The following is an 11,233-nucleotide window of genomic DNA, read 5'->3' on the forward strand; positions in this document are numbered from 1 at the left end:
GGTGCTGAAGCTGGAGAACGCACATGGCAGGGAAAAGGCCCTTCGGCAATCCCGTTCCGGTGAGCGATCTCGCAACCGAGATCCTCGACCCGGTGCTGCGCAAGCGGGCCGGTATGTCGATCGGACTGGTCCAGTCATGGGAAGAAATTGCCGGGCCGCGGCTTGCCGGCCGCTCGCGCCCGGAAAAGATCCAGTGGCCGCGCCGCATGCATGAGGACGATCCTTTCGAACCGGCGGTGCTGGTGATTGCCTGCGAGGGTGTAGCGGCACTGCATCTGCAGCACGAGACCGGCGAGATCATCAACCGGGTCAATGCCTTCCTCGGTTTCAATGCGATCGGCCGGATCAGGATCGTGCAGAAGCCGGTAATGGCGGGCAAGGACAAGCCGAAACCCAGTTTGCGGCCGCTGACTGCGGCCGAGAAAGCGAAGCTGTCGGGCACCGTTGGTTTGATCGAGGACGGCGGGCTGCGCGCCTCGCTGGAGCGGCTTGGCGCCACCATTCTCGGTCAAAAGAAACCGTGATCTCGCGCTATCGTGATGGTATGCCCGGATTTGGCGATTGGAATAGGGGCGGTAATGCCTTAATTCGCGCCAACTCTCGCTTTTTGTAGACTTTGCATTGCAAAATCCAACTATTGCCAGGTGATTCGTATGATCCGTTCCTTGTCCCGCAGAAACCTTTTGACTTCGCTGGCCGCAATACCAGCGGTGGCGCTGCTTGCCGCCTGCAGCGACTCGGGCGAGAAAGCCGAGGCGCAGGATGTGAAGCCTGCGGCTCCGGAACCTGCGAAGCCGGCCGCTCCGGCCGCCGCGGCGGCGCCGGAGGCTCAGGGCACGGTCGATATGGCGGCACTGCTGAAGCCCGGCGCATTGCCCGACATGCAGCTCGGCAAGGACGATGCAAAGGTCACTATCGTCGAATATGCATCGATGACCTGCCCGCATTGCGCGCATTTCGCCGAGACCACTTTTCCGGAGCTGAAGACGAAATATATCGACACCGGCAAGGCCCGTTACATACTGCGCGAGTTTCCGTTCGATCCCAGCGCCGAGGCCGGTTTCATGCTGGCGCGCTGCTCCAAGGACAACTATTTCCCGATGGTCGACGTACTGTTCAGGCAGCAGGCGAACTGGGTTGGTGTGAACAATACCAAGGACGCACTGCTGCAAATCGCCAAGCTTGCCGGTTTTACACAGGAGTCCTTCGAGGCCTGCTTGACGGACCAGAAACTTCTGGACGATGTGAGATCTGTCCAGAAGCGCGGCGCCGACGAATTCAAGGTCGATTCCACACCGACCTTTTTCATCAACGGAAAGACCTACAAAGGGGCGATGTCGATTGCGGAAATGTCGGCCATCATCGACCCTCTGCTCTGACGTTTCGGCAGCGCCGAAGCGGCGTAGCTTCGGCGTGCGCACTTCTTTGTCTTGCCGCGGGTTCTCCTTGCAAAACCGCGGCACAGTTTTGCGAAACTTGGCTATGGGCCGGCGCGAATGAAGTTCTCGCGCCTTCGCCTCCTCGGCTTCAAATCCTTCGTCGAACCCGGCGAGTTCGTCATCGAACGCGGTCTGACCGGCATCGTCGGGCCGAACGGCTGCGGCAAGTCGAACCTGGTCGAGGCGCTGCGCTGGGTCATGGGCGAAAGCTCCTACAAGAACATGCGTGCGTCCGGCATGGACGACGTCATCTTTTCCGGCTCGGGAACGCGTCCGGCCCGCAACACCGCCGAAGTCACGCTGTTCCTCGACAATAGCGACCGCACCGCGCCGTCCGCCTTCAACGACGCCGACGAATTGCAGGTCTCGCGCCGCATCGAGCGCGAGGCCGGCTCGCTCTACCGCATCAACGGCAAGGAGGCTCGCGCCAAGGACGTTCAGCTGCTGTTCGCTGACCAGTCGACCGGCGCCCGCTCGCCCTCGATGGTCGGCCAGGGCCGCATCGGCGAGCTGATCCAGGCAAAGCCGCAGGCGCGCCGCGCGCTGCTGGAGGAGGCGGCCGGCATTTCCGGCTTGCACACACGGCGCCACGAAGCCGAGCTGCGGCTGAAGGCGGCGGAACAGAACCTCGAAAGGCTGGACGACGTCGTCGGCGAGCTGGAGGGTCAGATCGAAAGCCTGAAACGCCAGGCCCGCCAGGCCTCGCGCTTCAAGAACCTGTCGGCCGACATCCGCAAGGCCGAAGCGACGCTGCTGCATCTGCGCTGGACGCTGGCCAAGACGCAGGAAGGCGAAGCGCGTTCGGCGCTGGCGATTGCCACCGCGCTGGTCGGCGACCGTGCCGCCGCCCAGATGGCTGCCGCCAGGGAACAAGGCATCAACGCCCACCGGCTGCCGGACCTGCGCGATGCGGAAGCCGCTGCCGCCGCCGCCTTCCAGCGTCTATCGATCGCCAAGGCGCAGATCGAGGAAGAGGCAGGCCGCATCCGCGCCCGCCAGGCTGAGCTCGACCGCCGACTGCAACAGCTCGATGGCGACCTTGCCCGCGAGGAGCGCATGGTCCGCGACAATGCGGATATCCTCGAACGCCTCGCCGCCGAAGAAGCCGCGCTCAACGCCGAAAACGCCGGCGCCGCCGAGCGCGAGGCCAGCACCCGCGCGGCTTTCGAGCAGGCGGCATCGACGCTTGCCTCGAGCGAGGCCAGGCTCGCCGCGCTGACCGCCGAACGGGCGGAGGCTGCCGCCTCGCGCAACCAGATCGAACGGACGCTGCGCGACACCGCTGAGCGCCGCGACCGCTTTGCCCGCCAGCTTGCCGATGTCGACCGCGAACTGTCGGAGATCGTCTCCAGAGTCGCCGGCCTGCCCGATCCCGCCGAGAAGCGGCTGCTGGTCGATCAGGCGCTGGCGCTGCTCGAAGAGGCTGAGGCAGCCGCCATTGCCGCCGAACAGGCGGTCGCCGAGGCGCGTGCAGGCGAAAGTGCTGGCCGCCCACCGGTTCAGGACGCAAAGGCCGAGCTGGCGCGGATCGAAACCGAGGCCCGCACGCTGGCCAAGATCCTCAACGCCGCCAGCGGCGATCTATTTCCCTCGGTGCTGGAGCAGATCAGCGTCGAGCGCGGCTACGAGACGGCGCTGGGTGCCGCGCTTGGCGAAGATCTCGACGTGCCGCTCGACCGCAGTGCGCCGGTACATTGGGGCCAGAGCGAAATCCAGCCTGCCGACGCCGCATTGCCCGAAGGCATAAGGAGCCTCGCCAGCGTTGTGCGTGCGCCGGCACAGCTGGCCCGCAGGCTGGCCCAGATCGGCATTGTCGAAGCCGCCGACGGAAGACGGCTGCAGACGCTGCTTGCTCCCGGTCAACGGCTAGTCAGCCGCGAAGGCGCGCTCTGGCGTTGGGACGGCTTCACCGCCAGCGCCGATGCCCCGACCGCCGCCGCGCAGCGGCTGGCGCAGAAAAACCGGCTGGCCGAGCTCGATGCCGAAGCAGTCCATGCCACGCGCACCCTGCGCGAAGCTGAACAAGCCCTTGCCCAGGCCGAACAGGCGCTTGCCCAGGCGAGCGAGGCCGAACGCAACGCCCGACAGGCCAGGCGCGACGCCCAGCACGGGCTCGACGCTGCCCGCAATACGCTGGCCGAGGCCGAAAAAGCCGGCGGCGAGCTGTCGAGCCGGCGTGCAGCACTTGACGAGGCGCGCGCACGCATTGTCGACAGCCATGAGGAAACGGCGGCGGCATTCGTCGAGGCGGAAATGCTGCTGCAGGACGCGCCCGATCTCGGCGATCTGCAATTGCAGCTCGAGCAGTCGGCCGCCAACGTCGCCCGCGACCGCGCCGCCCTTGCCGATGCGCGTGCCGTTCACGAGGGCCTGAGGCGGGAAGCCGAGGCACGTGCGCGCCGGCTCGACGCCATCAGCGTTGAACGGCGCAACTGGGTCGAGCGCGCCGAAAACGCCTCGACGCAGATCGCGGCGCTCGGCGAACGCAAGGCAGAGGCCGAGGCCGAGCGCGAGCAACTGGCCGACGCTCCCGACGAGATTGACGCCAAGCGGCGCGCCCTGCTGTCGCAGCTCGCCGAGGCCGAAAGCCTGCGCAAGGCAGCGGGCGACCGCTTGCAGGAAGCGGAGAACCGGCAGTCCGAGCTGGACAAGGCTGCGACTGCTGCCATCCAGTCGCTGGCCGAGGCGCGCGAATCCCGCGTTCGCGCCGAAGAGCGGCTGACCGCCGCCGACGAGCGTCGGCTGGAAGTCGAGGCGCGCATCCAGGAAACGCTGAACACGCCGCCGCATCTGGTGATCCGCCACACCGGCCTCGAATCCGACAGCCCGATGCCCGAAATGGCCGAGATCGAGCGTCAGCTCGACCGGCTGAAGGTCGAACGCGAACGGCTCGGTGCCGTCAATCTGCGCGCCGAGGAGGAGCAGAAGGAACTGTCGGACCGGCTGGAGACCATCGTCTCCGAGCGCGACGACATCATCGAGGCGATCCGCAAGCTGCGGCAGGCGATCCATAGCCTGAACCGCGAAGGCCGCGAGCGGCTGCTCGCCGCCTTCGAGGTGGTCAACGGCCATTTTCAACGGTTGTTTTCGCATCTGTTCGGCGGCGGCACCGCCGAGCTGCAACTGATCGAGTCCGACGATCCGCTCGAAGCGGGGCTCGAGATCCTGGCGCGCCCGCCCGGCAAGAAGCCGCAGACGATGACGCTGCTGTCCGGCGGCGAGCAGGCGTTGACGGCGATGTCGCTGATCTTCGCCGTGTTCCTGACCAATCCGGCGCCGATCTGCGTGCTCGACGAAGTCGACGCGCCGCTCGACGACCACAATGTCGAGCGTTTCTGCAATCTGATGGACGAAATGGCCGCAACCACCGAAACGCGCTTCGTCATCATCACACACAACCCGATCACCATGGCGCGCATGGACCGGCTGTTTGGGGTGACCATGGCCGAACAAGGCGTCAGCCAACTGGTGTCGGTTGACCTGCAGGCGGCCGAAGCCATGCGCGAGGCAAGCTGACGCATCAGCTTAATGGTGGTCTCCACCTCGGCTTTCGACTATAGCACGACAAAATGGGCCGGATCTGCCGCTCCAGATACCGGCCCGGCTATGCGCGTGGAGAAGCTTGTTGCCTATACTTGTCACCGGAGCCGCGGGATTCATTGGCAGCCACGTTTGCCACCATCTGCTCGACCGGGGAGAAGCGGTCGTCGGCGTCGACAACATGAACGACTATTACGACCTGGCGCTCAAAAAGGGGCGGCTTGCCCGCCTTCTGCCCCATAAGGATTTTTCGTTCCACCAGATCGATATTGCCGAACAGGGCGCGCTTGCAGCCGCTTTGGCCGGGCAAGGCATCGTTAGGATCGTGCACCTTGCAGCGCAGGCGGGCGTGCGCCACTCACTCGACAATCCGCGGCTCTATATCCGCTCCAATGTCATGGGCCACCTCGAAGTGCTCGAATTCTGTCGCGCCGAACCGGCATTCGAGCATCTGGTCTATGCCTCGTCGAGCTCGGTGTATGGCGGCAACCGCAGCGTGCCGTTCAGCGAAGCCGATCAGGTCGACAAGCCCGTTTCGCTTTACGCTGCCACCAAGAAAACCGATGAGTTGATGAGCCACACCTACGCCCATCTGTTCGGCATACCGCAGACCGGCCTGCGGTTTTTCACGGTCTACGGTCCCTGGGGCCGTCCCGACATGGCCTATTGGATGTTCACGCAGGCGATGCTCGAGGGCAAGCCGATCCGGGTCTTCAACAATGGCGAAATGTGGCGCGATTTCACCTACATAGACGATGTTGTAAAGGCGGTTGTCGCCGTGCTCGACAAGCCGCCGGCGGCTGACGTTCCGCCGAGCAGGCTCTACAATGTCGGCAACAACCGGCCGGTGCGTCTGGGCGACTTCATCGACATTCTGGAAAGGCTGCTCGAGGTCAAGGCAATCCGCCACAACGAGCCGATGCAGGCGAGCGACGTCGAGAAGACTTACGCCGACATGACCGCGCTGGAGCGGGATTTCGGCTTCAGGCCTAGCGTTTCGATAGAGGACGGGCTGAAGAAGTTTGTTGACTGGTACCGGCCGTACTCGAAGCAGTGATTTGCATCGCTCGCCGTGACGCCTTCAAGCGTGACACCTGGAGTGGGGCGCAAGTCGGTCCGCAAAATCATCGTTTTGTCCTAACATCCTGTTAACCACATGCTTGCTGAAAAGTATCTGATTAACCTTTGAGGCGCTTATGACCGCTATGTTTCGTGGCTTGCTGTTCAGTATGAGCTGTGTGGATGTGCGGATTCGGGGGCTATTTCGGTTCAGTCCGGGATGCGGAAGCTTTGCTTGCGCGCATGACGTCTGCGATCGCCCATCGCGGGCCGGATGAACAAGGGAAATTCGTAGCGCCCGAGGCTGGACTTGGGCATGCGCGGCTGTCGGTGATTGGAATTGGTGATGGCCAGCAGCCGATGTCCGACGAAACCGGCAATTTGACGATTGCGTTCAACGGCGAGATCTTCAACTACGTGGAATTGCGCGAAGGGCTGCTGGCCAAAGGTCGACGCTTCCGCACGTCGAGCGATACCGAAGTTCTCCTGCAGCTGTATGACGAGATGGGCGAAGACTGCCTGTCGCTCCTGAACGGTGATTTCGCCTTCGCGATTTGGGATAACCGGCGGCGGCGGATGGTGCTTGCAAGAGACCGCATGGGTGTTCGGCCGCTGTTCTACACCAGCAAGGACGGGGTGCTCTACTTTGCGTCGGAGATAAAGGCCCTGCTGAAGATACCCGGCGTCTCGGCCGAAATCGATCCGATTGCACTCGACCAGATCTTTACGCTGTGGGCGCCGATCGCTCCACGCACGGCTTTCCGCAACATCCACGAGCTGGAGCCGGCAAGCGTGATGATCGCGACACAGGGGCAAGTCACGGTCAAACCATATTGGCACCTAGACTACCCGTATCCGGATACGCCATCGAAGATCACCAATGAGGACGACGCGGCCGAGGAACTGCAGGCCCTGTTGACCGACGCGGTGAGGCTTCGCATGCGCGCCGACGTGCCGGTCGGTTCTTACCTTTCGGGCGGGCTCGATTCATCCCTCGTTTCGGCACTCGCGGCCGGCATGACTCCTCTTAAGCTGCAGACATTTTCCGTGACGTTCGACAGCGCCGAGCATGACGAAAGCGCCTTCCAGACCGAAATGGCGTCAGCACTTGGCACGCGCCATCGAACCATTGCGTGTCGTGCCGGCGATATCGCCGGTGTGTTTCCCGAAGTCATCCGCTTTACCGAGCGGCCGATCATCCGCACGGCCCCGGCCCCCCTATATCAACTGTCCGGCCTCGTTCGCCAGGCCGGTTTGAAAGTGGTGCTGACAGGCGAAGGCGCCGACGAGGTCTTTGCCGGTTATGATGTCTTCAAGGAAGCGCGGGTTCGCCGTTTCTGCGCGCGACAGCCGGCATCGCGCATAAGGCCACAACTGTTCCGCAAGCTTTATCCCTATCTGCCGGGCCTGCAACAGCAGTCCGTGGAGTACCTGGCTGCGTTCTTCGGAACCGGTAGCGCTGCCCTGGACGATCCGCTGTTCTCGCATCGGCCGCGTTTCAAGACCACATCAGCGGCGAAGATGTTCTTTTCCGGTGACCTGCGCGCGACATTGAAGGGGTATGACGCAGCCGAGGACCTGGCCAGCCGGTTGCCTGAGGCATTTTCCCGGTGGCATCCGCTGCATCAGGCGCAATATCTCGAAACCCGCTTTCTCCTGCCAGGCTACATCCTCTCCAGCCAGGGCGATCGCATGGCCATGGCGCACGGTATCGAAGGGCGTTTCCCCTTCCTTGACCATCGCTTGGTAGAGTTTGCGGCCAGACTTCCGCCGGAGATGAAGCTGAAGGGACTGGTGGAAAAACACATATTGCGCAAAGCTGCCAAGCACCTGCTTCCGACGGCCATCCGCGAGCGCACCAAACAGCCTTACCGGGCACCGGAAGCCCGCTCCTTCGTTGGAGCGGGAGAACTGGACTACGTACGCGATTCACTGAGCGAGGCGAGCATCGCCGCCGGAGGACTATTCAACGCCAAGGCGGTGGCGAACCTGCACGAGAAATGCCGCTTGCAGCCAGCGTCCGGATTCCGCGACAATGCGGCTTTCGTCGGCATTTTGTCGACGCAACTGTGGCAGAAGATTTTCACTGGCGAAAAGGTCGGTGCAGCACGAGCGGCCTGAGAAATCGAGGGAATGAAAAATCATGGTAGCAATCAAGGACAAGGTCAAAGCCTTTATCGTCGACAACTTCCTGTTCGGGGACACGTCCTACGAGCTTGCAGACTCCGTATCACTGATCGAGAACGGCATCATCGACTCGACGGCCGTGTTGGAGCTCGTGGCATTCATAGAGGATGATTTCGGCATAGCGATGGTCGATGCCGACATCGTACCGGCCAATCTGGATTCGATTGACCGCATCTCAGCCTTCATCAAGGCAAAGGCAGAAGCGCTGGCAGCGTAGGCGCCATCGGCGAGGAGCGTCCGTGCGGATCGAACATTTTCTGACGGCGAAGGCCGCTGCCCATCCAGCCAAAACGGCATTGATCACCGAGCACAAAAGGCTGTGCTATGAAGAGCTGGACGATCTTTCGAGCCGTCTGGCCGCCGCCCTTTTCATGAATGGCGTCAGTCGCGACGACCGGGTCCTGATCTTCATGGACAATTGCTGGGAGGCTGCGGTTTCGATTTTCGCAGTTCTTAAAGCAGGCGCGACTTTCAGTCCGATCAATGCATCCACCAAGGCCGAAAAGCTGGCCTACATCATCGCCGATTGCGACGCAGCTGCGATCCTCACGCAAGCAAAACTGATGCCCGTGGTCGCCGAGGCGTGCGGATCGTCCGGCAAGACCGGCATCTTCGTGGCCTCCACCGTTGCTGCCGATAACCAATGCCCGGCAGGGGCCACATCCCTGGCGGATTGCTTGACGCTCCAAGCCAGGGAGATTGACCACCGCGGCGTTGACGTCGATCTTGCGATGTTGATCTACACCTCGGGCTCGACCGGCCGGCCCAAGGGCGTGATGATGACGCACCGCAATTGCGACGCGGCGGCGGGCTCCATCATCACTTATCTGCGCAACTCCCCAGACGACATCATCTTGAATGTTCTGCCCCTCGCTTTCGATTACGGCCTCTATCAATTGCTGATGACCGTCAGGCTCGGCGCCACGCTCGTGCTCGAGAAGTCCTTCGCTTTTCCCCAGGCGGTCTTTGAACGCATCCGCCAGGAAGGCGTCACCGGGCTTCCGCTCGTGCCCACGATGGCAGCGATGATCCTGCAGATGAGGGACCTGGCGCCGGGCTTCCTGCCCAGCCTTCGCTATATTTCCAACACGGCGGCTGCCTTGCCGCCGCCTCACATAGAACGCCTTCGGTTCCTTTTCCCCGGTGTCAGGCTCTATTCGATGTATGGCCTGACGGAATGCAAGCGCTGCACCTATCTGCCGCCCGAGGAGCTCGACCGCCGGCCGGGCTCGGTCGGAATAGCCATTCCGAACACCGAAGCCTTTGTCGTCAACGACGAGGGGCAACGGGTGCCGCCGGGCGTAGCAGGTGAGCTGGTCATTCGCGGGCCGCACGTCATGCAGGGTTATTGGCGAAACGAAGCTGCGACGGCACGAGCCTTGCGCCCGGGTCCGAACCCTTGGGAGAAGGTTCTCTACACCGGCGATCTGTTCAGGGCCGATGAGGAAGGCTTTCTTTATTTCGTCGGCCGCAAGGACGACATCATAAAGTCGCGGGGAGAGAAGGTGGCGCCCAAGGAAGTGGAAGCCGTGCTTCATGCTCATCCGGGCATCGCGGAAGCGGTGGTTGTCGGTGTGCCGGATCCCGTGCTCGGGCATGCGATCGGCGCAGTTATCGTACGGTCCGACCCAGCGCTTAGCGAAAAAGATGTCGTTCGTCACTGTGCACGTCATCTTGAGGACTTCATGGTGCCCAAGATCGTCGAGTTTCGCCGCGAGCTGCCCAAGACGGATACCGGCAAGGTCAGCCGTCGGCTTGCGGCAGAGATGATGGAGGCCGCGCAATGAATGTTCGCCCGACCGAGGACGCGCGGACCTTTGTGGCGAAGGCTCTGGCGATCGACCCAGCCGCTGAAACGGACCGTATCGTAACGGCCTTGCGCCAGCAGTTGCGCGAGCTCCGCAAGCGGGGCCTTGTGCTCGGTCTTTCGGGCGGGATCGATTCGAGCGTGTCGGTCGCGTTGGCCGCACGTGCCGTCGGTCCGCGGAATGTGCTTTGCCTGTTCATGCCGGAAAGCGATTCTGATCCCGAAAGCCTGCGGCTCGGCCGCCTCGTCGCCGAAACTTTTGGTGTCGAGGCTGTGACGGAGGATATCGGGCCGGCCTTGCGCGCGATGGGCTGCTACCAGCGCCGCGACGCCTTCATCCGCGAATTGGTCCCGGCATACGGCGAAGGCTGGGCCTCGAAGATCGTGATCGCGAACGCGCTCGAGGGCCAAGGCTATAATATCTCGTCGCTGGTGGTGCAGGATCCCGAAGGCAAGCAGACGAAACTGAGAATGCCGTTGCCTGTCTATCTCGGCGTCGTCGCCGCTACCAATATGAAGCAGCGCACCCGCAAGCAGATCGAATACTATCATGCTGATCGTCTGAACTTCGCCGTTCTTGGAACACCGAACCGGCTGGAATATGATCAGGGATTCTTCGTGAAGAACGGTGACGGCGCCGCGGACGTGAAGCCGATCGCCCACCTCTATAAAACGCAGGTCTATGCGCTGGCGCCCCATCTCGGTGTTCCGGAGGAAATCCGGAACCGGCCGCCGACCACCGATACCTACTCGCTGGCGCAGACACAGGAGGAGTTCTATTTCTCGCTTCCATATGACCGTATGGATATTTGCCTTTACGGTCTCAACAACGGCATGGCGGCCGAAGTGGTGGGGCAGGCGGCGGGGTTGGCCGCCTCACAAGTGGAACGCGTCTGGGCCGATATCATCGCCAAGCGCAAGGCGACGCGTTATCTGCACCAGCGTCCGCAACTCGTCGAGGAAGTCGAAGAACTCGGTACCTGACCTGCTTCGAGACCGGCCACGTCCCAAAAAGCGCCTTAGGGTCAAAACTCAATCAGCAGGCTGCCGCCAATGGCCGAGATGGGCGGGAAGTTGCCGTTCGTCTCATCTGCCAGACGAGCACGTTGCGCCAATGAACGAACCCGCTCGCGGGAGGGGCGCGGGGTTTGAGGCGTGAGCTTTGTTGGCAGCGTCGGTGAGGCTTTAATCGATCAGGGGT

At 62.6% G+C, this 11,233-nt stretch carries 8 protein-coding genes; all 8 read left to right on the forward strand.

The window, feature by feature from the left end:
* The first annotated feature begins 23 nt into the window (after window positions 1-23).
* Window positions 24-524 carry a DUF721 domain-containing protein gene (locus NKJ32_RS27385; protein ID WP_023674157.1) on the forward strand — a complete coding sequence of 167 codons (501 nt, stop codon included), beginning with the start codon at window positions 24-26 and terminating at the stop codon, window positions 522-524.
* A gap of 129 nt (window positions 525-653) precedes the next feature.
* Window positions 654-1,379, forward strand: coding sequence for a DsbA family protein (locus NKJ32_RS27390; protein WP_023674158.1), 726 nt, complete (start codon window positions 654-656; stop codon window positions 1,377-1,379).
* A gap of 117 nt (window positions 1,380-1,496) precedes the next feature.
* On the forward strand, window positions 1,497-4,955 hold the full coding sequence (smc, locus tag NKJ32_RS27395) for a chromosome segregation protein SMC (protein ID WP_352829449.1): 3,459 nt from the start codon (window positions 1,497-1,499) through the stop codon (window positions 4,953-4,955).
* A 109-nt stretch (window positions 4,956-5,064) separates the two neighbouring features.
* A complete protein-coding gene (locus NKJ32_RS27400) occupies window positions 5,065-6,036 on the forward strand; it encodes an NAD-dependent epimerase/dehydratase family protein (protein ID WP_352829451.1) in 972 nt (323 codons plus the stop codon).
* Between the two features lie 185 nt (window positions 6,037-6,221).
* The gene (asnB, locus tag NKJ32_RS27405) at window positions 6,222-8,159 is read left to right on the forward strand and encodes an asparagine synthase (glutamine-hydrolyzing) (protein ID WP_352829453.1); all 1,938 of its coding nucleotides are present in this window, start codon (window positions 6,222-6,224) and stop codon (window positions 8,157-8,159) included.
* Between the two features lie 19 nt (window positions 8,160-8,178).
* Window positions 8,179-8,442: an acyl carrier protein gene (locus NKJ32_RS27410; protein ID WP_352635421.1), complete on the forward strand. Its 264-nt coding sequence runs from the start codon at window positions 8,179-8,181 to the stop codon at window positions 8,440-8,442.
* A 22-nt stretch (window positions 8,443-8,464) separates the two neighbouring features.
* On the forward strand, window positions 8,465-10,012 hold the full coding sequence (locus tag NKJ32_RS27415; RefSeq protein WP_352829455.1) for a class I adenylate-forming enzyme family protein: 1,548 nt from the start codon (window positions 8,465-8,467) through the stop codon (window positions 10,010-10,012).
* Window positions 10,009-11,016 (forward strand): NAD(+) synthase, encoded by a 1,008-nt coding sequence (gene nadE, locus NKJ32_RS27420; protein WP_352829457.1) that lies wholly within the window; start codon window positions 10,009-10,011, stop codon window positions 11,014-11,016. Before NKJ32_RS27415 ends, nadE begins: the two co-directional genes overlap by 4 nt.
* Window positions 11,017-11,233: the final 217 nt, after the last annotated feature.

The sequence above is a fragment of the Mesorhizobium sp. M0159 genome (genome assembly GCF_040322295.1).
Taxonomy (GTDB): domain Bacteria; phylum Pseudomonadota; class Alphaproteobacteria; order Rhizobiales; family Rhizobiaceae; genus Mesorhizobium.